At 65.0% G+C, this 22,619-nt stretch carries 22 protein-coding genes; 9 read left to right on the top strand and 13 right to left on the bottom strand.

All coding sequences use genetic code 11. From position 1 onward, the window contains the following. Positions 1-2 precede the first annotated feature (2 nt). From ABG82_RS07355 to ABG82_RS07340, 4 genes are all read right to left on the bottom strand, one after another. Positions 3-836 carry a carbohydrate ABC transporter permease gene (locus ABG82_RS07355; protein WP_043077214.1) on the bottom strand — a complete coding sequence of 278 codons (834 nt, stop codon included), beginning with the start codon at positions 834-836 and terminating at the stop codon, positions 3-5. Continuing rightward, positions 833-1,732, bottom strand: a complete 900-nt coding sequence (locus ABG82_RS07350) for a carbohydrate ABC transporter permease (protein WP_043077215.1) — start codon at positions 1,730-1,732, stop codon at positions 833-835. Before ABG82_RS07350 ends, ABG82_RS07355 begins: the two co-directional genes overlap by 4 nt. Further along, a complete protein-coding gene (locus ABG82_RS07345; protein WP_043077216.1) occupies positions 1,729-3,153 on the bottom strand; it encodes an ABC transporter substrate-binding protein in 1,425 nt (474 codons plus the stop codon). The genes ABG82_RS07350 and ABG82_RS07345 overlap by 4 nt, the downstream gene beginning before the upstream one ends. A gap of 198 nt (positions 3,154-3,351) precedes the next feature. Then, entirely contained in the window at positions 3,352-3,873 is a 522-nt protein-coding gene (locus ABG82_RS07340; protein ID WP_043077217.1) for a general stress protein, read from the bottom strand. 157 nt (positions 3,874-4,030) lie between these two features. Here ABG82_RS07340 and ABG82_RS07335 point away from each other — a divergent pair, with 157 nt between their 5' ends. Then, entirely contained in the window at positions 4,031-4,693 is a 663-nt protein-coding gene (locus tag ABG82_RS07335; protein WP_043077218.1) for a DUF4190 domain-containing protein, read from the top strand. On the opposite strand, the gene ABG82_RS07330 is transcribed toward ABG82_RS07335, so the two are convergent. Both ABG82_RS07330 and ABG82_RS07325 read right to left on the bottom strand, forming a co-directional pair. Continuing rightward, the gene (locus ABG82_RS07330; protein WP_043077219.1) at positions 4,690-5,652 is read right to left on the bottom strand and encodes an HpcH/HpaI aldolase/citrate lyase family protein; all 963 of its coding nucleotides are present in this window, start codon (positions 5,650-5,652) and stop codon (positions 4,690-4,692) included. The genes ABG82_RS07335 and ABG82_RS07330 overlap by 4 nt on opposite strands. A 23-nt stretch (positions 5,653-5,675) precedes the next feature. After that, positions 5,676-6,626: an oxygenase MpaB family protein gene (locus tag ABG82_RS07325; RefSeq protein WP_043077220.1), complete on the bottom strand. Its 951-nt coding sequence runs from the start codon at positions 6,624-6,626 to the stop codon at positions 5,676-5,678. 326 nt (positions 6,627-6,952) lie between these two features. Here ABG82_RS07325 and ABG82_RS07320 point away from each other — a divergent pair, with 326 nt between their 5' ends. Next, complete coding sequence (locus tag ABG82_RS07320) at positions 6,953-8,236, top strand: lytic transglycosylase domain-containing protein (protein WP_043077221.1); 1,284 nt, start codon at positions 6,953-6,955, stop codon at positions 8,234-8,236. Positions 8,237-8,259: 23 nt separating this feature from the next. Further along, positions 8,260-9,396 carry an Mrp/NBP35 family ATP-binding protein gene (locus tag ABG82_RS07315; RefSeq protein ID WP_078343894.1) on the top strand — a complete coding sequence of 379 codons (1,137 nt, stop codon included), beginning with the start codon at positions 8,260-8,262 and terminating at the stop codon, positions 9,394-9,396. 95 nt (positions 9,397-9,491) lie between these two features. On the opposite strand, the gene tatB is transcribed toward ABG82_RS07315, so the two are convergent. The 4 genes from tatB to sigE all read right to left on the bottom strand — a co-directional run bounded on the left by tatB (position 9,492) and on the right by sigE (position 12,710). Continuing rightward, positions 9,492-9,902, bottom strand: coding sequence for a Sec-independent protein translocase protein TatB (gene tatB, locus ABG82_RS07310; protein WP_043077222.1), 411 nt, complete (start codon positions 9,900-9,902; stop codon positions 9,492-9,494). After that, complete coding sequence (gene htrA, locus ABG82_RS07305) at positions 9,902-11,380, bottom strand: serine protease HtrA (RefSeq protein WP_043077223.1); 1,479 nt, start codon at positions 11,378-11,380, stop codon at positions 9,902-9,904. The genes tatB and htrA overlap by 1 nt, the downstream gene beginning before the upstream one ends. Positions 11,381-11,389: 9 nt before the next feature. Further along, a complete protein-coding gene (rseA, locus tag ABG82_RS07300) occupies positions 11,390-11,833 on the bottom strand; it encodes an anti-sigma E factor RseA (protein ID WP_078343893.1) in 444 nt (147 codons plus the stop codon). Positions 11,834-11,939: 106 nt separating this feature from the next. Continuing rightward, complete coding sequence (sigE, locus tag ABG82_RS07295) at positions 11,940-12,710, bottom strand: RNA polymerase sigma factor SigE (RefSeq protein ID WP_043077224.1); 771 nt, start codon at positions 12,708-12,710, stop codon at positions 11,940-11,942. Positions 12,711-12,883: 173 nt separating this feature from the next. Between sigE and ABG82_RS07290 the strand changes: the two genes are divergently transcribed. The 5 genes from ABG82_RS07290 to ABG82_RS07270 all read left to right on the top strand — a co-directional run bounded on the left by ABG82_RS07290 (position 12,884) and on the right by ABG82_RS07270 (position 17,519). Then, positions 12,884-13,531: an O-methyltransferase gene (locus ABG82_RS07290; protein ID WP_043077225.1), complete on the top strand. Its 648-nt coding sequence runs from the start codon at positions 12,884-12,886 to the stop codon at positions 13,529-13,531. A gap of 134 nt (positions 13,532-13,665) precedes the next feature. After that, positions 13,666-14,310 carry a TetR/AcrR family transcriptional regulator gene (locus tag ABG82_RS07285; RefSeq protein WP_043077226.1) on the top strand — a complete coding sequence of 215 codons (645 nt, stop codon included), beginning with the start codon at positions 13,666-13,668 and terminating at the stop codon, positions 14,308-14,310. Continuing rightward, positions 14,307-15,212 carry an ABC transporter ATP-binding protein gene (locus ABG82_RS07280; RefSeq protein WP_043077227.1) on the top strand — a complete coding sequence of 302 codons (906 nt, stop codon included), beginning with the start codon at positions 14,307-14,309 and terminating at the stop codon, positions 15,210-15,212. Before ABG82_RS07285 ends, ABG82_RS07280 begins: the two co-directional genes overlap by 4 nt. Next, a complete protein-coding gene (locus tag ABG82_RS07275; protein ID WP_043077228.1) occupies positions 15,209-16,831 on the top strand; it encodes an ABC transporter permease in 1,623 nt (540 codons plus the stop codon). Before ABG82_RS07280 ends, ABG82_RS07275 begins: the two co-directional genes overlap by 4 nt. Positions 16,832-16,844: 13 nt before the next feature. Then, complete coding sequence (locus tag ABG82_RS07270; RefSeq protein ID WP_043077229.1) at positions 16,845-17,519, top strand: methyltransferase family protein; 675 nt, start codon at positions 16,845-16,847, stop codon at positions 17,517-17,519. Positions 17,520-17,529: 10 nt separating this feature from the next. Here ABG82_RS07270 and ABG82_RS07265 read toward each other — a convergent pair whose 3' ends face one another. Together ABG82_RS07265 and ABG82_RS07260 are read right to left on the bottom strand one after the other, a co-directional pair. After that, positions 17,530-19,041 carry an amidase gene (locus tag ABG82_RS07265; protein ID WP_234707996.1) on the bottom strand — a complete coding sequence of 504 codons (1,512 nt, stop codon included), beginning with the start codon at positions 19,039-19,041 and terminating at the stop codon, positions 17,530-17,532. Positions 19,042-19,105: 64 nt separating this feature from the next. Next, the gene (locus ABG82_RS07260) at positions 19,106-19,810 is read right to left on the bottom strand and encodes a pyridoxamine 5'-phosphate oxidase family protein (protein WP_052510967.1); all 705 of its coding nucleotides are present in this window, start codon (positions 19,808-19,810) and stop codon (positions 19,106-19,108) included. 114 nt (positions 19,811-19,924) lie between these two features. Here ABG82_RS07260 and pdxR point away from each other — a divergent pair, with 114 nt between their 5' ends. Further along, entirely contained in the window at positions 19,925-21,328 is a 1,404-nt protein-coding gene (pdxR, locus tag ABG82_RS07255) for a MocR-like pyridoxine biosynthesis transcription factor PdxR (protein WP_234707997.1), read from the top strand. Positions 21,329-21,341: 13 nt separating this feature from the next. Here pdxR and glgC read toward each other — a convergent pair whose 3' ends face one another. After that, positions 21,342-22,556 carry a glucose-1-phosphate adenylyltransferase gene (gene glgC / locus ABG82_RS07250; protein WP_043077231.1) on the bottom strand — a complete coding sequence of 405 codons (1,215 nt, stop codon included), beginning with the start codon at positions 22,554-22,556 and terminating at the stop codon, positions 21,342-21,344. Positions 22,557-22,619 lie beyond the last annotated feature (63 nt).

The following is a 22,619-nucleotide window of genomic DNA, read 5'->3' as shown; positions in this document are numbered from 1 at the left end:
CGCTAACCCTTCACTGCGCCGGAGGTCAATCCGGCGACGATCCGTCGTTGGAATATGAGCACGAAGATGATGATCGGCACGGTGATGACAATGGCGCCCGCGGCGATCGATCCGGTGGGCTCCTCGAATTGCGAACTGCCGGTGAAGTTCGCGATAGCGACCGGTGCGGTGATGGATCGGTCGGTGGCCGTCAGCGAGATCGCCAGCAGCAGGTCATTCCACGCGAAGATGAACACCAGGATCGCGGAGGTGACGATGCCGGGCGTGGCCAACGGGGCAATGACCTTCCAGAAGGCCTGTGCCGGTGTGGCGCCGTCTATCTTGGCCGCTTTCTCCAGCTCCCACGGGATCTCGCGGAAGAACGCCGACAGCGTGTAGATGGCCAGGGGCAGCGCGAAAGTGATGTACGGGATGATCAATCCGGGCCAGGTGTCGAACAGACCGACGGACCGCTCGATATTGAAAATGGGCGTCACCAGGGAGATCTGCGGGAACATCGCGATCAGCAGTGCGGCACCGATGAGCGCCTTTTTCCCGGGGAAGTCCAGGCGCGCGACCGCATAGGCCGCCATGGTGCCCACACTCACGGCGATCACCGTCGCGATGAGTCCAATGCCGATGGAGTTGACCAGTGCCGACGTGAAGACGTTGCCGCTGAAGATGCCACGGTAGTTGTCCAGAGTCATCGGCCACGGAAAAAACGTGCCGTCCTTGACCGACGACGTCGGTTTGAGGGACAGACTCAGTACCCACAGCACCGGAACCAGCGCGTAACACAGCACCAACGCGTCGGCGATCGCCCACCCGGCCGCACGTGAGGAGTCAGTACGGGTCATCGTCCCTCCTCACCGTCTGCCGTGGGTGCTGACGCCCCGAAACCCTTGATGAAGACGAAGGCGATGAGGGCCACGCACAAGAAGATCAGCACGCTGATGGCCGAGCCCAGCCCCACATTGAATGCCTTGAACAGGTTGTCGTACCCCAGTATCGATACCGACCCGGTGTTGTTGCTGCCGCCGGTGAGCACGTAGATGTTGTCGAAGATGCGGAAGGCGTCCAAGGTGCGGAAGAGCAGCGCGACAAGAATCGCGGGCTTCATGATCGGGATGGTGACGCGGATCAGCCTGCTCCAGCCGTTGGCACCGTCGACCTGGGCGGCTTTCAACAAATCGTCGGGCACCAACGCCAGACCGGCCAATAGCAACAGCGCCATGAACGGCGTGGTCTTCCACACCTCGGCCAGGATCACCACCGCAAGCGACGGAATCTGTTGCGTCAGTGGCGCACTGCCCGCGGGCAGCAGATTCGCCAGATAGCCGGTGCCGGGCGTCCATGCGTAGTACCAGCTGTAGGACGCTGCCACGGTGACGATTCCGTACGGGATCAGCACAGCGGTGCGCACCACGCCCCTGCCGAAAATCGTGCGGTGCATCACCAATGCGAGAGCCAGCCCGAGTACGAACTCGATGATCACCGAAATCACCGTGATCACAAGTGTGACGACAAGCGCGCTCCACCAGTATCTGTCGGTCAACACGGTGATGTAGTTGTCGAACCACACGAACTTGCGATCCTGCGGGCTGGCGAAGCTGTACTTCTGCACGCTCAGCCATACCGCGTAGCAGATGGGATACGCGGTGACGGCCAGCATCAAGAGTGCGGCCGGTGCGATGAGCAGCAGTCCGAGTCGGCGTTCGGCCTTCTTGCCCTCGGAGCTTGTCTTGCCGGTCATGGGATAAGCCCCCGCCCGTCAACGGCCTTCTGCACCTGATCGGTCAGCAGGTCCGCGGTGCGCTCGGGATCGATTCCGGTAATCGGTGCCAGCACCGCGGAGACCCGCGTCGAGATCGCTTGGTAGTAGGGCGAGGCCGGCCGCACCGCGGCATTGGCCAATTGGTCCCGAATGATGGCGTACGCCGGGTACTTGGCCTGGAACTCGGGATCGTCGTACAGCGAGGCATCAACCGCGGGCAACCCGCCTTCGATGGCTGTTGCCTTCTGATTCTCGCGGCTGCGCAGACAGTTGAGCGCCTCGAAGGCCTGTGCCTTGTATCGGGTCGTCCTGGCGACGGCGATGTTCAGTCCGCCGATGGTGACCTTGGCGGGCTGCCCCGCCAGCACCGAGGGGAAGGGCGCGAAACCGAGCGCGGCACTGGCTCCCTCGTACGCCGCCGTGAACTGCTCGTCGCTGGGCTCAAAGCGGCCCGCTGCGCCGATCGCACCGGTCAGATCCGGGCGCCGGTCCAGGCGCAGGAAGGGGACTCCGCCCTTGATCGCGTTCTCCATCATGCTGGCCATCACGAACGGCCAATTGATCTCGAAGGCCGCCTTGCCCTGCTCGAATGCCAAACGTGCTGTGCCTTCATCGGTCTGCGTGATCGAAGGATCCGCACCGTCTGCTGTGGCGATTGATTTCATGGTGCGCAGCGCGGTGACCGTGGCCTCCCGGTGCGCTGGCGTATCCGTGAGGGTAACGGTCTTACCGTCACCGGACAGCACCGAGCCACCGGCGCTGGCCAGCAGGGTGTTGAACAGCACCACCAGGCCCTCGTACTGCTTGCCCTGCAATGCAATCCAACTGGGCCCGCCCGACCGCGCGAAGGCTTCGGCCGCCTGCACCGTCTGATCCCACGTCGCGGGAGGTTCGGGTACCAGATCCTTGCGGTACCAGAGCAGCTGAGTATTTGTGCTGAGCGGGGCGGCATACAGCTTGCCCTTCCAGCGGGCACTCTCCAGCGGCCCGGCAAGGGCGTCACGCTGCGCGCCGGCCTCGGTCACACCCGCCGGGTCATCCGAAAGCGGTAGCGCCCAACCTGCTTCGGCGAACTCAGCGGTCCACACCACGTCCATACCCATCAGATCCAGGGTGCGGTCGTTTCCGGTGAGCCGGCGGGCGAGCTGCAACCGCTGCTCATCGGCGCGCTTCGGGAGACTGACCTGCCGGATGGTGAACCGGCCGCCCAGCTCTTGGTTGCAGCGCTGCGCGGCAGCCGAAAAGGTCCCCGCCTCACTGGCCGGTGTGTAGAAACGGATGACGACCCCGTCGTCGGAGCGGGCACAGCCGGTCAGCGAAGCCAGCGTCAGGCAGGTCAGCAGGGTCGAGCCCAGCGCCACACCCTTCCGTCGGAACCATCCGGCCGACGACTCCAGCACGACCGCCTCCTGGTCCGTTGACGTGTCTCGGCACCTCCACGTGCCCGCACGGCGGGTACACCCGTCCCGCGCGGCAACCGTAGAGCGAAAACCAGGTGACATGCAACATCTTCGGTGCGAGCGTCCCATTCCGTGTCCGGCTCGGGAGCCGCCGGCGATACCGCAGGCCAGGGCGGTACGGCACGAAACAGGCGGAGCCTAGATAGCCAGCTTGGCCAACATGTCGCGCGCGGCCTCGGCCTGCGCCGGCTCGCACAACACGTCGTAACGTCCCGCGACAAGCTGCATCGTCGACGCGAAATCCCTTGTGCCCCTTGTCATGGCATAGGGCACAGCGGCTGTCACCAACCCGAACACCAGCCCGACGGTAAGTCCCACTACCAACGATCCGGCGAGATTTGTGCTGAACATACCCAGCACCAGCCCGATGAACAGACCCAGCCACGCTCCGCTGAGCATGCCCCCACCCAGCACCTTGGGCCAGGTCAGGCGACCGGTCACCCGTTCCACCTGCATCAGGTTCACGCCCACGATGGTGACGTTCTCGACCGGGAACTGCTCATCGGACAGATAGTCGACGGCGCGCTGGGCCTCGGCGTATGTCGGGTACGAGCCGATCGGCCAGCCCTGTGGCGGTGTCGGCAGAGACAATGACGAAGACAGCTGGGAACGCTGCGATGTCGAACGCGGTGGTTGCCCGGGTGTGAGCGGTTGTCCCACGAGTACGGTCCTCCTGGAGAGTCGACGGCGCGCGGTGGCGCACTGGCTAGCACTTATTTAACGCCCAGGGCGGCCAGTTGGTGCCCCTTTGACCGCGACCTGCGACTTTCCGTCCACAGCGCGGCCCCCAGCCCCCTCTATACGCTAAATTTGCGCCATGACTAGCCCGGGTAACGAACCCTCCGGATCCAGCCCCGACGTCTCATCCGGATACGAGTACCCGTCCCTGGAACAGTCCGTGCCGCCGGCCGATGCAGCGGCTGCGGCGAACCCCGCGCCGAGCGCCCCACCGGCCTGGGAAACGCCTGGGCCCACGCCGACCTACCCCGCGTATCCGGCCTCCGGATATCCGGCCGCTCCCCCCGCTTATCCCACCGCGCCGCCGCCGTATCCGACGGCACCGCCCGCATACCCCCAATACGGCCAGGGCTATCCGTCATATCAGCAGGTGCAGCCCGGCGCGTACCCGCCCCCGGGCTATCCCGTTACCGGCGGCTACCCCGGATATCCGCCCCCGGGGTACGCCGACCCCTACGGGTATGGCGGGTACGGGCAGGCCGGCGGCACCAACGGGCTGGCCATCGCATCACTGATCACGTCGATCGCGGCCATCGTGACCTGCTACCTGGGCATCATCCTCGGCATCGTCGGCGTCATCCTTGGCGTCATCGCGCTGAATCAGCTCAAGACCCGCCAGCAGGACGGCAAGGGCATCGCGATTGCGGGCATCATCCTGGGCGCGGCGATCCCTGTGCTCTGGATAGTGGTCCTCATCCTGGTGGCCGCGGGGAGCAGCAGCGGTACCTCAGGCTCCTTCTAGCCCGTCGACGGTTCGTAGGGCGCCGCCTGCCGCACCATTCCCGCAGCACGTCCCTTGCCGGCGATCACCAGTGCCATCTTGCGACTGGCCTCGTCGATCATCTCCTCACCCAGCATCACCGCGCCGCGGGCGCCCCCGGCCACCGAGGTGTGCCACTCATAGGCGTCCAGGATCAGCTCGGCCCTGTCGTAGTCCTCTTGGCGCGGGCTGAACATCTCGTTACCCGCCTCGATCTGCGCGGGGTGCAGCACCCACTTCCCGTCGAAACCGAGTGCGGCCGAACGACTTGCCGCGACCCGGAAGGCCTCGACGTCGCGCACCTTCAGATACGGACCGTCGATGGCGTCGATGCCGTGTGCACGGGCGGCGACCAGGATGGTCATCAGCACATGGTGATAGGCCTCGCCGTCATATCCAGGAGGCTGCTCACCGACCACGAGCGTGCGCATGCCCAGGCTGGCCATGAAGTCGGCCGGGCCGAAGACGAGTGAGCGCACGCGCGGGCTCGCCGATGCGATCGCGTCGATGTTGGTGAGCCCCTGCGCGTTCTCGATCTGGGCCTGGATACCGATGGCGCCCACCGCAAGCCCGTGGGCTCGCTCTACCTGAGTCAGCAGCAGATCCAGCGCGGACACATGCGCGGCGTCAATGACCTTGGGCAGCAGGATGTTGTCGAGGTGGGCACCGGCCCGCGAAACAACCTCTACGACGTCGGCGTAGGTCCATTCGGTGGTCCAGTCGTTGACGCGTACCGACAACAGCTGCCCGGACCATCCCGGAGCGTTGAGGGCATCGGCGATACGCTGACGCGCCTCAACCTTGGCCGGGGCCGCGACCGCGTCCTCGAGATCTAAGAAAATCTCATCTGCCGGAAGCGTTTTCGCCTTGTCGATCATCTTCTGGCTGCTGCCGGGAACGGCCAGGGTAGTGCGGCGCGGACGGTACGCGGGAGCTGTCACAGGTAATCAGCGTAGGCGCCACCCTATGCGGTGGCCCGCCTCCCGTACCGCTCCTTGGCCTCGGCCGGTGTGACGGTGACGGGCCGCAGCGGCGCCTTGGCCTTGTAGAAGTCGCGCAGAGCGCTGCGGGTCATCGGCAGGCTGCGCCGCAGAATCGTGGTCTCCACCTTCGGGATGCCGGCGATGCGCACACCGGCGGACACCAGCGGACGGTACGCGGCGTCCACGATTCCGGGCTGGTCGAACTGTCCCAGCTCACGCATCCAGCGCGGCAGCGTCGCGATGGTCGCCGGTGCCAGCATTCGGCTGATCGCCCAGAACTGCATGTTGCTGTTCCCCGAGCGCGGGGTGCGCAGCAGGTAGTGCATGGCGTGCTGGGCCCGCTCGGAGGTGCACAACGTGGGCCGCATCCGCGCGAAGTATTGGCGGACCTCATCGCGTGATCGCGGCACGTCGGCCGGATTGACGGTCTGTAGCTCGGCGGCGATCACACACTCGGACCAGTAGCGGTCCTCCTCGGCCCGGCTCAGTGGCCCCGGACCGAACACCTCGTAGCACTTGAGCACCGAATGCCACCCGGTGACATGGATCCACAACTGCGACGCCGGATCGTTGGCGCTGTAGCGCGTTCCGGTGACCGGGTCGATGCCCTTGGATCGCGCGTGCACCTTCTGCAGATGTTCGGAGGCCTCGACGGCGGTCCGCGAGTCGGCCGTCGCCACGATCAGGAAGTAGGCAAGGGTCCCGTCCATCCGTCCACGCGGATCGCGATAGATGCCGGCCGCGTCGGCGACCGCGGCGGCCAGATGGGGCTCGAAATGCTCCAGCACCACCGAGCGCTGGAACCCGATGAGGGCGGTCGGACTGGTCCACACCTTCCATGTCGGCGAATCGGGTCCAAAGAAGCCGTGATCCTCTCGCGGCCGATCGGAGCCCAGCTCCCAGTGGACGGCGACATCCGGTGATGCGGTCATACTGCAACGCTATCAAGTGATTATGTTTACGTCCAGATACTGACCCTAAGTCAGCTCGCGCAGAGGCTCTCGAGCGGAACTCGAGCGGAAGATAGCCAATCGTCAATTTCCGGCGGCCGCGCGGACCGAACTCGGCGCAGACAAGGAAGATTGGGCCGCTGCCCGAAATTCGCTGGGGTTTGCCTATTTCGCAACCCGGCAGTGATCACGCCGGTATCGTTTCTCCGGTTCACATCGGCCACACCCGTCACGACCGCATAGGTCAGAATGAGTGCCGACAGATGGGGCGCGGACAGGGACCCGAATAGGCCCGAGGAAGGAACCGAGTGGAGCTGCCAAGCTGGGTTGCGACCTCGGTAGATCATGCCCGCAGCGCGGCATCGCGCCTCAAGGGCACCTCGGCCCCCGTGCCGTGGTTGCGTGTCGGTGGACTCAGCGCCCTGACGATCGCCGGGTTGGCGGTCGCGGCCAGCAGCGCCCAGGTGAGCGGTCAGGCCGTGGTGCCGGTACCTGTCCCCATCGTGTCCGCGGCCACCGTGCAGGCAGATGTCGGTGAACTGAATCTGGTCACCGTGATGCGTCCGCCGACCCAGTACCGCATCGCGCCGAGCGCCGCGATCGCGCCACCACCACCCGGGATCGTGATGGCGCCTGGGGGCCTTGGCATTCCGAAAATCGCCCTGGAGGCCTATCAGAACGCCGAGAAGATGATGGCCAAGGCGGCGCCGGGCTGCGGCGTGAGCTGGAATCTGCTGGCGGGCATCGGCCGCATCGAATCGGGCCACGCCAATAACGGCGCCACCGACGCGAAGGGGCGCGTCGTCCAGCCCATCTACGGCCCGAGCCTGGACGGCACCCTGCCCGGCAACGAGGTGATCGTCGATCACGAACAAACCCGGACCCAGGGTGCGCAGGTATACGTCCGGGCCATCGGCCCCATGCAGTTCCTGCCGAGCACCTGGAGCCGGTACGCCTCCGACGGAGACGGTGATGGCAAGGCCGATCCGCAGAACGTCTTCGACGCCAGCCTGGCCGCCGCCCGCTATTTGTGCAGCGGTGGATTGAATTTGCGGGACCGCTCGCAAACGATGTCGGCCATCCTGCGCTACAACAACTCCGTGGCCTACGCCCAGAACGTGCTCGCCTGGGCGGCCGGCTACGCGACAGGCGTGATTCCGCTCAACCTGCCGCCGCTCACCGCAGCCGACGTGGCACCCGAACGCAAGGCCCACCTGGGTGGCGGCGAATCACGCGGACTGGGTCCCGGCTCGGTGACCGATGTCGCGGGCCTCTCCCCCAACGATCCGCTGGCCCAGCTGCCGATCGTCAACCCGCTGACCGCGGACCGGGGCGGCGTCGCGGGCCCGCCCGGAGCCGTCCAACCTGCTCTTGAGGCACCGCAGGCGCCCTGCATGTTCTTCTGCGCGCCGCCGCCTCCCCCGGCCGAACCGTTCAACCCGTTCGCGCCGCCGCCACCAGCCGAGCCGTTCAATCCCTTCTCCCCCAACCCGGCGCCCCAGCCGTTCAATCCCTTCGCCCCGCCACCGCCTCCGGTGGAGCTGGGACCCGCCCCCGGGCCGGCTCCGGCACCGGCAGCGCCGAAGCACTAAGCGGCACGCCCTAGACTCGGCTAGTGACATCCGAGCTCACCTCGGCCGTGCGCAGCGCACTTGCCGGGGTTATCGACCCTGAACTTCGCCGTCCCATCACCGAGTTGGGGATGGTCAAGGACATCACGTTCGACGACGCGCACAACGTCGAGATCGGCATTTACCTCACCACTTCCGGATGCCCGAAGAAAGCCGAGATCGCCGAGCGGGTGACGCAGGCCGCCGCCGACGTCGACGGGGTGGGCACCGTGCGGGTGCAGCTGGACGTCATGAATGACGAGCAACGCACCGAGCTGCGCAAGCAGCTGCGCGGAGACAGCCCCGAACCGGTCATCCCGTTTGCCCAGCCGGGTTCGCTCACTCGCGTGTACGCGGTGGCCTCCGGTAAGGGTGGCGTCGGAAAATCTAGTGTCACAGTCAATCTCGCTGCCGCGATGGCAGCCAAGGGACTGTCCGTGGGGCTGCTCGACGCCGATATCTACGGCCACTCGGTGCCCCGCATGATGGGCACCTCGGACCGGCCGACCCAAGTGGAGCGGATGATCCTGCCCCCGGTGGCTCATGACGTGAAGGTCATTTCGATCGCGCAGTTCACGCAGGGCAACACCCCGGTGGTCTGGCGCGGCCCGATGCTGCACCGTGCCCTGCAGCAGTTCCTGGCCGACGTGTTCTGGGGCGATTTGGACGTGCTGCTGCTGGACCTGCCGCCGGGTACCGGCGACGTCGCGATCTCGGTGGCGCAGCTGATTCCGGGCGCCGAGATCCTGGTGGTCACCACGCCGCAGCAGGCCGCCGCCGAGGTGGCCGAGCGCGCGGGCGCCATCGCGACCCAGACCCGTCAGCGCATTGTCGGCGTGGTCGAGAACATGTCCTGGCTGGTGCTGCCGGACGGCACCCGGATGGAAGTGTTCGGTTCCGGCGGTGGCGACACCGTCGCCGAAAGCCTGACCAAGGTGGTGGGCACCAAGGTGCCACTGCTCGGCCAGGTTCCACTGGACCCTGCCGTGCGCGAGGGCGGCGACGACGGGCTGCCGATCGTGCTCAGCCAGCCGGATTCAGCCGCGGGCCAGGCCCTTCGGGCGGTGGCGGACAAGCTCTCGACACGCAGCCGCGGATTGGCGGGTATGTCGCTGAACATCGACACCACCCGGCGGAACTAGGCCCTTGCCTGCGCGAGCATGCTCAAATGTGCCTTTTTCGGCGTGAATCGGGCACATTTCGGCATGCTCGCGGACGGGGTGAAGGCGGGCGCGGGTTAGGTCGCGTCGGCGTCGTAGCGCGTCGGCCCGGGCTCCGCGGGTTTGGTGAGTTCGGGGTTGACGACAGGCGTGGGCGCCGGCTCGGTGACAGCCTTCCGCACGTCATCCAACGGCCTCGTCAGTGAATCGAGTACCGAATCATCGCCGTCCAAAAGATGTTTGGTGATGACGGCGCGCGGCGTCATACCGCGCAGCTTCTGCAACTCGGCCAGCGGCTTGCGCACATCGTCGAATTCCGGCCCCAGCTCCTCGCGCAACGACGCCGTCGCGCCGCTGGCGTAGTCGCGGACCTTGCGCAGCGATTCGGTGGTCCACCGGATAGCCCCGGGTAGTCGCTCTGGGCCGAGGACCACGAGCCCCACGATCAGCAGGACCAGTAGCTCTCCCCAGCCGACGCTGCCGAACATCAGGAACCGTCTGGACCGGGAGTGACTTTGAGCTCGACGGGACGTCCCTGGCGCAGCACGGTGATGGTGGCTTCCTGGCCAATCTTCAACTGCCGCACCGCGACCACGAACTCGTCGGCGTCGGCCACCGTCCGGTTACCCACCTTGACGACGACGTCGTTCTCCAGCATGCCGCCCTTCTCCGCGGGGCTGCCGGCCTTGACGTTGGCCACCTCGGCGCCCGTGGCGGTCGCATTGCTGACGGTCCGGGAGCTGATCCCCAGTGTCGCGTGCACGATCTTGCCGTCGCGGATCAGCGTCTGCGCGACCTCGGCCGCCTCGTTGATCGGGATGGCGAATCCAAGACCACTTGAGCTGTCGCTCAACGACTTTCCGGCGGTGTTGATCCCGATCACCTGAGACTTCATGTCGATGAGCGGACCACCGGAGTTTCCGTGGTTGATGGCGGCGTCGGTCTGGAGCGCGTCGATCACGGTGTCGGTGTCACTGCCCTCGCCCGAGAGCGGCACCGGGCGGTGCAACGCGCTGATGATGCCGCCGGTCACGGTGCTGCGCAGACCCAGTGGCGAACCGAACGCGATGACCTCGGCGCCGACGGCGACCTTGTCGGAATCGCCCAGGCGCGCCACGGTCAGGTTGTCGACGTTATCGACCTTGAGCACGGCGATGTCCGTCTTCGGATCGCGCCCAACGAGATTCGCGGGCACCTTCTTGCTGTCGTTGAAGATGACCTCGATCTTGAACTTGCCGGGGTTCTTCGCGGCGTCGGAGATCACGTGGTTATTGGTGATGATGTAGCCCTTGGGGTCGATCACGACGCCCGAGCCCTGCGCCACCTCGTCATCGGAGCTGGCCTCGATGGTCACCACGGAGCTCTTGACGGCATTGGCCACCGCGGTGAAGCGGGACTCGTCGGGCTGCGTGTTGTCGTCGGTGGTCAAGGTGACCTTGGAAGTGGTGAAGGCCTCGACCACCTCGGCCGTCTTGCGCCCGATGATGCCGCCGACCAGACCGATCAGCAGCGCCACAGCCGCGAGAACAGCAAGCGCGGGAATGGATACCCGGCCACCGAAAAGGACATCGCGTACACCCAGCTTCGGAGCCGGAGCGCCGGATACGGTCACGGCCGACTTGGTGACCGCGGGCCTACCCAGCTGGACCTGCGCCGTAGGGTCGCGCCACGGATCGTCCATGGCATCGGGGCCCTCATCGGCGGCATCGAGCTTGCCGGCGTCGGCGGGGTGACGCTGCAGAGACGTCGTCGCGTTACCGGGCCGTCCGAAAGCCTGCGCCAGCACGGGGTCCGGCGGACCGACCCGCGGCGTGTACTCCCCCTGGTCCCGGTACTTATCCGTGCCCTGGAACGAACCTGATACCCCCGAAGGACGGCCGAAAGCCCGCTGCGAAGCCGGATCGACAGGCGGCCGGTCAACCGGGCGCGGCGCCAACCGGGGGGCGGTGTCCTGATGTGCGGTCACCGGCCCACCCTACCGGCGCTTACGGCGTGCTCGGCTATCTGGCCGCACCGCGTCATTGCCCAATGTCTGCGGCAGGTCGCCGTCATGGGCCGACTGCTGGGGCGAGGCGACATCGTGCGGAATATGAGGAATCTGGCTGAGCAGCCCGAGCAGCGAACCCGGCACCCGGATGGCTCCGGAGTCGCGCAGCGCGCTACGCGCCTGACGTTGCGCGTCGATCTCCAGTGCGCATTCGGCACACATCGACAGATGGTGTGCGGCCCGCAGGTGCGCACTCATCCGGAGTTCGCCATCGACGAATGCCGCTATCGCCTCCGTGGACAGATGCTCGGTGGATCCGAACTGCCGTGGGGCGCCTACCGGCGCCCCGCTCTGCGAGGCGAACGGGGACGGCAATCGCGAGAAGGACGAGAAGCTCGAGAATGCCCTGCGGAACGAGCCGCTATCCACCACGGCGACGCTCCCTTCGGTTCGGAAAGGCCGACGGACTCGTACCGGCCTACCTCGAAGATAGCGCGCGAATGCACTCATTGCGTACCAACCTGCGCGGTGTCGCGCGCTACTCAGCGGCCGCGAGTGCGGACGCCGAGGAGTGTGCAGCCAGGTAGTCACGGATCGCCTGCCGACCGCGGTGGATGCGGCTGCGGACGGTGCCGAGCTTCACATCCAGGGTGGCGCCGATTTCCTCGTAGGACAGGCCTTCGATGTCACACAGGACCACGGCGGCACGAAACTCCGGTGCCAGTGAGTCCAGCGCCGCTTGCAGGTCCGCGTCCAGCTGAGCGTCGTGGTAGATCTGCTCAGGATCGGGGTCGGTTGCCGGCACACGGTCGTAGTCCTCAGGCAAGGCCTCCATACGGATGCGGCCGCGGCGGCGAACCATGTCCAGGAACAGGTTGGTGGTGATGCGGTGCAGCCAACCTTCGAAGGTGCCGGGCTGGTAGTTCTGCAGCGAGCGGAACACCCTGATGAACGTTTCCTGAGTCAGATCCTCGGCGTCCTGCTGGCTGCCCGAGAGCCGATAGGCCAGGCGGTACACGCGGTCGGCATGCTCACGAACCAGCTCGTCCCACGACGGCATGGCCGCCTGGTCGCCGGTGGCATCGAATACTGCGGTCCCAGATAGCTCGTCGGGGTTGATGTCCTCGACGAATTCGGTGTACTCGGGCTCGCTGATACGCGTAAGCGAAATCGCGTGTTCCTCCTGTTCGGTTGTGGCTGCCTCGCCCCCAGTGGGGAGACCGTCAGCTTGCTCAACCCAGATGCCATCGGTGTTATTCCCGGAAAGACGCGGGGCACTCAGGCTCTGGTTCAGGATGGATCGCGACATGCACTGACCCTCTACCACCCAGGTATGGGTCACTTAGGAGCTAACTTAACTCTTCCTGAGAATGCGGTCTCGATCCGATCTCACCAGGGATTTCCACACGGGAAACCCGCCCGATCCTTCGGGAGTTCGGCGTGTCGCAGGACAGATTCACTCAGGCTCGACAGGATCGAATCGTGACCAGCAGCGCAGATCGATCCCGCGTCGAGGCGATGGTGAGCCACGCCGAGGGCGCCATCTTCGAAGATGACATCGTCGCCGCGGCCAGGGAACGAGCCGTTGACCTGGGCGCGGGCCCGGTGACGCCTGCGGTAGGCGCACTCCTGAGCGTGTTCGCGCGCCTTTCGGGTGGCAAGGCCGTGGTCGAAGTCGGCACAGGCGCCGGGGTCAGCGGCCTTTGGCTGCTCTCAGGTATGCGTGAGGACGGCGTGCTGACGACCATCGACGTGGAACCCGAACATCAGCGCAGCGCCAAACAGGCATTCTCGGAGGCCTCCATCGCGCCCTCGCGCACCCGGCTGATCGGTGGGCGTGCCCAAGAGGTATTGCCCCGGCTGGCCGATGAGTCCTACGACCTGCTTGTGATCGATGCCGCCCCGGCCGACCAACCGGATTTCTTGGCCGGCGGCATTCGTCTGCTGCGGCCGGGCGGCGCCGTCGTCATCCACGGGATATCCGCGGGTGGCCGTGCGGGTGATCCGAGCGCCAACGATCCCGATGTGGTGGGGGCACGCGAGGCCGCGCGCATCATCGCCGACGACGGGCGGTTCACCGCGGTACTGATTCCGCTGGGCGACGGCCTGCTCGCCGCCACCCGCGACTAAACAGTCCACCTTCTCCCCCGCCGAGTGTGAGCACCAGTGCTCACACTCGGCGTTTTTGTCGCACCTGCGCTCACACTCGGCGCCACCACAAACATCCTTGACTTCCCACTGAACGCATGTTTAGCCTATTAAACATGCGTTCAGTCGATGACCTCACCGCCTCCGCCCGCATTCGCGACGCCGCCATCAAGCTGTGGGGCGAGCAGGGTTACGGAGCGAGCGTGCGATCCATCGCCGACGCGGCGGGGGTCAGCCCCGGGCTGGTCATCCACCACTACGGGTCCAAGGACGGGCTGCGGCAGGCGGTGGACGAGTACCTGCTGGAATACATCCGCTCGGAGAAATCACGCACCATCACCTCGAACGATCCGCAGGTCTGGCTGGACGCCCTCGACGAGATCGAAACGTTCGCGCCGATGGTGCGATACCTGCTACACAGCGTGCAGTCCGGCGGTGAGCCGGGCCGGGCCTTCCTGCAACGCTCCATTGACAATGCCGAGGAATACCTCGAAGAGGGCGTACGCGCGGGCACCATCAGGGCCAGCCGCGATCCCAAAGGGCGTGCCTTGTGGCTTTCCCTGAACAGCGTTGGCTCTCTGATCATTTACGTGCAGATGCACCCCAACGAGGATCTGCGGACAATCTTGCGGCGCTACTCCGATGAACTGATCTTCCCCGCGATCGAGGTCTACACCGAAGGTCTCATGACCGACTCCACCATGCTCGACGCCTTTGCCGCAGAACGGGATAAACCTCTCAACGAAGGAGATCCGAAGTGACATACCAGAATCTGGCCGTCGAAATACGAGGACTCACCAAGTCATTCGGAAAGACCAAGGCGCTTGACGGTCTAGACCTCTCGGTTGCCCACGGCGAGGTGGCAGGATTCCTGGGCCCCAACGGCGCAGGCAAGTCCACCACCATTCGGGTGCTGCTGGGACTGCTGCGCGCGGACGCCGGCACGGTACAGCTGCTGGGTGGCGACCCGTGGGTCAATGCCGTCGACCTGCATCGGCTCATCGCCTACGTGCCCGGTGATGTCACGCTATGGCCCAATCTCACCGGTGGTCAGGCCATCGATTTCTTGACCAGAATGAGAGGCGCCGAACATATTTCGATTCCCCGGCGCAACGAACTCATCGAACGCTTCGAACTGGACCCCTCGAAGAAGGCACGCACGTATTCGAAGGGAAATCGGCAGAAGGTGGCGCTGATTGCCGCCTTCTGTTCAGACGCGGAGCTGTTCATTCTCGACGAGCCGACGTCCGGCCTGGACCCCTTGATGGAAACCGTGTTTCAACAGTGCGTGGCCGAGGTTTCCACCCGCGGCTGCGCGGTCCTACTTTCCAGCCACATCCTGGCCGAGGTGGAGAAACTCTGCCACCGGGTGACCATCGTGCGCGCCGGACGTACCGTGCTCTCCGGCTCGCTGGCCGAGCTCCGGCATTTCATGCGAACATCGGTCACGGTCCGAACGTTGTCCAATCCTTCAGGGCTCAAATCGATTCCGCAGCTGCGCGATGTCACCATCGGCGGTAACCGGGCATCCTTCACGGTGGACCGCAGTGACCTGGACCGCACCATGGAACAACTGGCAGCCCTTGGAATAGTCGATCTCAGTGTGGCTCCCGCCTCCCTCGAGGAACTGTTCATGCGTGAGTATCAGGGCGTGTCCCGGTGACCACCGACTACGCGACACTTCCCCTCCGCCGGCCGATCGCGGAGGGCACCCCCCGACACCCACTGACCGGTATCAGCACGTTGATCGTCTTGGCGCTGCGCCGCGACCGGTTCCGGATCTGCATGTGGGTGGGCTGGCTGACACTGCTGATGACCTACACACCGTTGGCGTTCAAGTCGATGTATCCCACGGCCGCCGACCGCATGGCCCGGGTCACCATGATGAAGACGCCGGCCGGAATCATCATGGGTGGACCGAACTTTGGGATCAACGAAACCGATATCGGTGTCATGGTCGCCAATGAACTCATGACCGTCATGATCGCGGCGGCAGCGATCATGTCGATTCTGACCGTGATCCGCCATACCCGCGCCGAAGAAGAGTCCGGCGGTGCCGAGCTGGTGATGTCGGCAGTCATCGGCCATCAGGCACGCACGTACGCCGCCCTGATCGTGGTGGGCCTGATGAATGCCGTCCTCGCCGTCGCCATGACGGTGGCATTGTCAGCGGCGGGCTTCGACTTCGCCAACAGCCTCGGAATCAGCCTCGGAATCACCGGCGCTTCCATGGTCTTCGCCGGTATTGCCGCTGTCACAGCACAACTCTGGCGAACCTCTCGGGCCGGCAGCGGCGCCGCCATGGCGGCCCTCGCCGCGGCGGTCGTGATTCGTGGGCTCGGCGATATCATCGACAACAAGGGCAGCGCCCTCAGTTGGCTCTCGCCGCTGGCCTGGGCGCAGCAGATGCGGCCGTTCGTCGACTTGCGCTGGTGGCCCTTCCTGCTGCTGGTGGGCACCACCCTCGGACTCATGCTCACCGCACATATCCTGGAGGGGCACCGCCAATACGACGCGGGTGTGCTGCCGTCGCGCGGCGAGAACCCCAACGCACATGAGATCAAGTCTTTGTTCGGGCTGAACCTGCAACTGCAGCGCGGATTACTCACCGGATGGTCCGTCGGAGTCTTTCTGGGCGGCATGGCATTCGGATCGATGGCCAAGAGCCTTCGCGATTCCATTGATACCAACCCGCTGCTGGCGCGCGCGTTCAAGTCCCACGGCCTCGACAGCATTTTCGCCACCTTCAACCAGGTACTCGCCATCGCGGTAACCGCCTACGTCGTCTCAGCGATCCTGAAGCTGGCCAAGGATGAGCAGTCGGGTATTGCCGAGGCCGTGCTGGCCCGCGCCGTGTCGCGCTGGAACTGGCTGCTGTCCGCCGTCGCAATAACCGCGTTGGGCAGCGCACTGCTGATGACAATCGCCGGTCTCGGCGCGGGATTGGGCGCCGCCAGCACTCTGCACGAACCCGATCTGGTGTGGCGTCTCATCCTTGCCGGGCTGGCTCAAATTCCAGCGCTGTTGGTGGTATGTGGCATAGCCGCTATCGCAGTCTCCTTGCGGCAGAGCTGGATCGGCTGGCTGGTGGTCGCCTTCTCGGTGGGCATGCTCTATGCCGGGATATTGCAGCTGCCGTCGTGGTTGGTGAAGCTATCGCCGGTGATGCGCGTCAGCGCACCTGTCGACTACCCATGGCTCACCATGTCGCTTCTTGTCGTGATCGGCTCCGGTTTAGCAGCGGCGGCGGGCGAGATATATCGCCGGCGCGACGCAATCTGAGAAGGGAAGTTCCATGAAAACTGGTGTACAGGCATTCGTTTCAGGAATCATCGCGCTCGCGGTGTTTGGGGCGGCACTCTTCTGGCCCGCTGGCACATTCGACTACTGGCAGGGTTGGGCCTTTCTGGCGATCTTTGCGGTCTGCTCCACTGTCTCCTCGATCTACTTGGCCAGATCGAACCCCGCAGTGTTGCGGCGGCGTCTCCACGGTGGCCCCATCGCGGAAACCCGCCCGGTGCAAAAGTTCGCGGTCTCGGTGCTACTGAGCTCGTTCCTCGCGATCGTCGTGGTGAGCGCCTTCGATCACCGGTTCGGCTGGTCTCATGTACCGACCTGGCTGACGATCGTCGGTGAGGTACTGATGATCGGCGGATTGGGCGTCGCCACCTTGGTGGTGGTCCAAAACAACTACGCCGCCGCCAGCATCACGGTCGAATCCAGTCAGACCGTCACCTCGACCGGCTTGTACGGGCTGGTTCGCCATCCCATGTACACCGGCTCTCTGGTGATGATGGCGGGTATGCCGCTGGCCTTGGGGTCGTATTGGGGTCTGCTGGCGGTCATCCCAGCGGCGGCATCACTGGTGATACGCATCGTCGATGAGGAAAAGATGCTGCGCAACGACCTACCGGGCTACGACGAATACACCGAGAAAGTTCACAGCCGTCTGGTGCCGCTGGTGTGGTGAGCAGAACCAGTCACAACAACGGGTGTCTACAGTGCCAATCAGTGACCTGCTGGTACGCATAACCGGTTCTTATCAAAAGGCTTTCGCCGAGATGCCGCGCGACAAGCTGAAACGCCAGCGGTAATCCGTCTGCCGTGAATCCGCCGGGCAGTGTGATCGTGGGGTTACCGGACATGTTGAACGGCTCGGTGAATCGCCACATGAGCGCGCGCCCCTGGGCGGTTGTCCAGACGTGCTCCATCTGTCCGATGGTCAGATTGGACAGCGGTTGTGTGGGCGTGAGGAGCACGTCGATGGTGGAGAACAGGTCCTCGAGACCACGCGAGAAGACCACACGCGCATGCTGGGCCTTCATCACCTCGGCGCCCGTCGCCGCCCTGCCCGCATCCAAAAGTTGCCGCAGTGAACCGTACTCGGAAGCACGCGAAGGGTACGTCGCCTCGTGCGCAAGGGCCGCCTCTGCCGCGCACGAGGCGAATCCCGCGTCTATCAATTCGCGGGTATCTGGGACTTTGACATGTTGGGTCACCGCACCAAGAGATTCCAGCACCGCCCCGGCTTCCCGCACCATGGCGACGGTCTCCGGGACTGCGTCTCTCTCGTTGTATTCCGTGTCGATACCCACCCGCAAACCTTCGACACCTGCACCGATCTCGGCCAGATAGTCGGGCACGGATGCGGTGAGCGTGGTGGGGTCGTTGTCGTCGAACCCGGCGATCGCGGCCAACAGCGCCGCCGCGTCCGCCGCGGAACGAGCCATCGGGCCAACGTGATCGAGGCTCTCCGCCAAGGGGAATACACCGTATCTACTCACCCGGCCCCATGTCGGCTTAATGCCCGTGACACCGTTCGCCGCCGCCGGATACCTGATCGAGCCCGTGGTATCGCTTCCGATGGAACCGAAACAGAGACCAGCCGCGGTGGCCACTCCCGGACCACTCGATGAGGCCCCGGGTGAGTGGTCCTTGTTCCACGGATTGACCGGTGCCGGCCCGAACGCGGGATGGTGGTCCCCGCCAGCGCCCTCCGTCATCGCGAGCTTGCCGAGCAGGATCGCCCCGGCTCGCTCCAACCTGTCCATGACCGTCGCGTTGTAGTCCGGCCGGTACTGCGCGTGAATCGGCATCTCTGCCGTGGTGAGGACACCCCTGGTTCGAATCAAATCCTTGACGGCGATAGGGATTCCGTGCAGTGGTCCGCGATAATGGCCATCGCGGACCTCCCTGTCAGCGATCGCGGCCTGGCGCATGGCCAGCTCTTCGGTAACCGTCACGTAAGCGTGTAGCCGGGGCTGCAGGCGGGCTATTCGAGCCAGCATCATCGACGTGAGCTCTGTGGGCGACACCCGCCCGCTACGCACGGCGTTCGCCGCGTCGAGCAGTGAGGCGTAGTGCGCCTGGCCGAGAGAAGTGGCACGAGGTGGCGGCGGTGCGGCGCACGCTGCCGCCGCCCCAGCTGCTATCGCCACGGTGGCCGCCAGGAAGCCCCGCCGGTCCATCGCGCCCCACGCCCCCGCCGTCACACCCCGAGTCAAACTCGCGGAAGCGAAGTTACGGCCCGCGACACGCCGTCGCGGGCAATGATCCCTACAGCGGCCCGTCCGGGATTGGTCGCGACAGCCGCGCTTTCCAGACATCAGACGCCGTGGCGATGGATGCGGCCTGCGCGACATCTACACCGGGCTGCGGTACCGGCTCCCCCACCGCGGATTCAAAGGGAACGTATCCCGTCCACACTCCGGGGCTGACGTCTTCGGTGGGTTGCCCTGTCCGTACTTTCACACTCGCCATCTCCAACGGCAGCCGCAGGACATGAGTTGCGGCAAGTTCCCGCTTCGTCGGCGGGCGCACTTCAGCCCAGCGGCCCGGCATCAGCCGCTCGGAAATGATCCGGATGCAATCCAGGTGTTCCTGCTCCGGAACCGGCACCGCATTACCGAAAATCATTGCGCAACGGTAGTTTACCGTCGAGTCGAACAGCGACTGCGCGTAGACCAGACCATCGAAGATGGAGATCGTGGCCGCCAGGTCCACGCCCGAGTTGGCCGATTTCGTCAGGCCCGAACCCGTGGACCCGTGCATGAGAAGGAAGTCACCGTCCCGCGCATAGGCCATCGGAATCACCATCGGCTTGCCGTCCGCACGCACGAATCCGACATGCGCGATGGTCCCCGCATCGAGAATCGCAAACAAATCCCCACGTTCATGCCGTTGTAGCCATTTATATCGGTGCACCAGAAGGTCTGGGCTGTCGAGCAGTTCGGCGCCGGTATTCGTGGTACTCGCTGTCATGCGACTGATGGTGCCGCGAAAGCACAGTGCGGCGACAGACCACATTCTGCGATTACGACCAGTCCAGTGCCGGTGTGAAATGATGCCGAAGAACTGCGGCGGTGAGGTGTTGCCTTGACTCTGGACATCCCGATGAGCGTTGATCGTGCGTCCAGGGTGAGCATTCGAGCGCAGATCGTGCAGCAGTTTCGCAACGTGCTGGAATCCGGGCTGCTCGCCCCGGGGTCACCGGTGCCCTCAAGCCGTGCGGTGGCATCCGGGTTGGGTGTGTCCAGGAGCACCGTGGTGGCGGCGCTTCAAGAGCTTGAAGGTGAAGGCTGGATCGAATCCTGCCAAGGCGCGGGCACCGTGGTCGCACACCGCCAGCATTCCCCGCGCAGCGCGGGGCATCGTCAAGTTCGGCTGGCGATACCAGCAGAAGAAGACATCGAAATCGACATGCGCCCAGGAGATCTCAATCCTGAGGACATCTCGCGGGTCGGCTGGCGCGCCGCCTGGCGGTCGATCGAACCCTCCGCAACGCCTCCGCCGCCACCCGGCAACGCAGCACTGCGTGAGGCGCTATCGGCCTATCTGCGGTCCTCGCGCGGATTGCCTTGCGACCCGTCACAGATCGTGGTGTGCGCCGGAACCGCCGAGGCTCTCACGCTGTTGACCCTTGCCTTCAGATGGCAAGGGCATGCGGTCGCCGTGGAAGACCCCGGATATCCCGACATCCGCCGGACTTTCCAGGCCCTCGGGGTGCGGTGGGTGCCCGTGGATGTCACCGATCCCGAGCAGATCCTGACCAGACTGCAATCCACCGAGAAATCCATTGCGGCGGTGTGTCTGACGCCCAGCCATCAGTATCCGCTGGGCCACCGCATCAATCCCGGTATGCGCGGCGACATCCTGCGCTGGGCACGCAAAGCGGGAGTAATCCTGGTGGAGGACGACTACGACAGTGAATTCCGGTTCGGGGTCTCACCCCTGCCCAGTCTGGCCGGTCTCGACACCAGCGCGAGCACCATCTATCTGGGGACGATGTCGAAGGTGCTCGACCCGGGCCTGCGGCTCAGTTATCTGCGCGTACCAACGCATCTGCTGGAACCCGTCCTCAACACCCGGGACGCACTCGGCGCTACTGTCGCCGCCCCTGTCCAGCAAGCCGTTACGCACCTTCTCACCAGTGGTGAACTCGCCCGGCACACCGCCCGGGTCCGCAAGAGATACCAAGACCGTCGAGCGACCATGCTGCAGTCACTGGAAAAGATCAGCGCCGTCACTCACGTCACCGGAACCGAGGCCGGTCTGCACGTGTTGGCATCACTGCGCCAAGGCATTTCAGCGTCAGTGACGGTGGAGCAGGCACGCGGCCGCGGCATCCACATCACCGATCTCGATGACTACCGGGCGCAGCCCGACCCACGGCACCCCGGGCTCGTCCTCGGATATGGACAGCTCAAACCCGCCACAATCCGGCACGCGGTGAGTCGATTGGCCGCCTTGCCCGTGTTACGGGAGAGCGACGGCCCCTAGCGTCCGATTCGGCTCAGATCCAAACGCCCTTGCCGACGGCGACAACGCCGCCCGCGCTGACGTTGAACCGTTCCCGGTCGCGTTCGATATCGACGCCAACCTGTTCTCCCACACCGACAACCACGTTCTTATCCAGAATCGCGTGCCGCACCACGGCCCCGCGCCCCACCCGCACACCGGGCATGAGCACGCTGCCCTCGACAACGGCGCCGTCGTCGATGACGACGTTGGAGGACAGCACCGAGTTGCGCACCGAGGCGGCCGAAACGATGCTGCCGGCTCCTACCACCGATTCCTGTGCCGAACCGCCATTGACGAACTTGGCGGGCGCCAGGTTCTCCGATTCACCGCGAATCGGCCAGCGCCGGTTGTACAGGTTGAACACAGGATGCACCGACACCAGGTCCATGTGCGCGTCGTAGAACGCGTCGAGGGTTCCCACGTCGCGCCAGTACGCGTGGTCGCGTTCGGTGGCCCCGGGCACCAGATTGGTGTTGAAGTCGTACACCGCGGCGCGGCCGTCGGCCACCAGCCGGGGAATGATGTCGCCACCCATGTCGTGATCGGAGTGGTCATCCTCGGCGTCCGCACGGATGACGTCGATGAGTTCTTTGGTGGTGAAGATGTAATTGCCCATCGAGACAAAGGCCGCATCGGGATCATCGGGCGTGCCGGGCGGATTCGCGGGCTTCTCGACGAACTCACGAATGCGCCCGGTGTCGTCGGCATCGATACATCCGAAGGCGCTTGCCTCGGTGCGCGGCACCCGGATTCCGGCGACGGTCACCGCTGCTCCACTTTCTATGTGAAAGTCCAGCATCTGCTCGGGATCCATCCGGTACACGTGGTCGGCACCGAAGACGACGATGTACTCGGGATCTTCGTCGAAGATAAGGTTGAGCGACTGGTGGATGGCGTCAGCGCTACCGGTGTACCAGCGCGGGCCCAGCCGCTGCTGGGCCGGGACCGGGGTGATGTACTCGCCCGCCAAACCTGACAGACGCCAGTTCTGTGAGATGTGCCGGTCCAGTGAGTGCGACTTGTATTGGGTCAGAACACAAATACGGAGGAACCGCGCGTTGACCAGGTTGCTCAGCACAAAATCGATGAGGCGGTACGCGCCTCCGAAAGGCACCGCCGGTTTCGCTCGATCGGCGGTCAACGGATAGAGCCGCTTGCCTTCACCGCCGGCAAGCACGATCCCCAGAACGTGTGGCGATGCCCTCATAGCAATCAACCTATCGGCAGTCGGCAGAAGCGGCCAGCGCTACACCCCGTGGCGGGCCTGCGG

The sequence above is a fragment of the Mycobacteroides immunogenum genome, from assembly GCF_001605725.1.
Taxonomy (GTDB): domain Bacteria; phylum Actinomycetota; class Actinomycetes; order Mycobacteriales; family Mycobacteriaceae; genus Mycobacterium; species Mycobacterium immunogenum.
This window is presented reverse-complemented; position numbering and strand designations above follow the sequence as displayed.

What these genes read in the sequence shown, in the direction of transcription:
- ABG82_RS07355 (WP_043077214.1), bottom strand. Translation starts at nt 836, where the DNA reads ATGACCCGTACTGACTCCTCACGTGCGGCCGGGTGGGCGATCGCCGAC.
- ABG82_RS07350 (WP_043077215.1), bottom strand. Translation starts at nt 1,732, where the DNA reads ATGACCGGCAAGACAAGCTCCGAGGGCAAGAAGGCCGAACGCCGACTC.
- ABG82_RS07335 (WP_043077218.1), top strand. Translation starts at nt 4,031, where the DNA reads ATGACTAGCCCGGGTAACGAACCCTCCGGATCCAGCCCCGACGTCTCA.
- ABG82_RS07325 (WP_043077220.1), bottom strand. Translation starts at nt 6,626, where the DNA reads ATGACCGCATCACCGGATGTCGCCGTCCACTGGGAGCTGGGCTCCGAT.
- tatB (WP_043077222.1), bottom strand. Translation starts at nt 9,902, where the DNA reads ATGTTCGGCAGCGTCGGCTGGGGAGAGCTACTGGTCCTGCTGATCGTG.
- sigE (WP_043077224.1), bottom strand. Translation starts at nt 12,710, where the DNA reads ATGTCGCGATCCATCCTGAACCAGAGCCTGAGTGCCCCGCGTCTTTCC.
- ABG82_RS07285 (WP_043077226.1), top strand. Translation starts at nt 13,666, where the DNA reads ATGCGTTCAGTCGATGACCTCACCGCCTCCGCCCGCATTCGCGACGCC.
- ABG82_RS07270 (WP_043077229.1), top strand. Translation starts at nt 16,845, where the DNA reads ATGAAAACTGGTGTACAGGCATTCGTTTCAGGAATCATCGCGCTCGCG.
- ABG82_RS07260 (WP_052510967.1), bottom strand. Translation starts at nt 19,810, where the DNA reads ATGACAGCGAGTACCACGAATACCGGCGCCGAACTGCTCGACAGCCCA.
- glgC (WP_043077231.1), bottom strand. Translation starts at nt 22,556, where the DNA reads ATGAGGGCATCGCCACACGTTCTGGGGATCGTGCTTGCCGGCGGTGAA.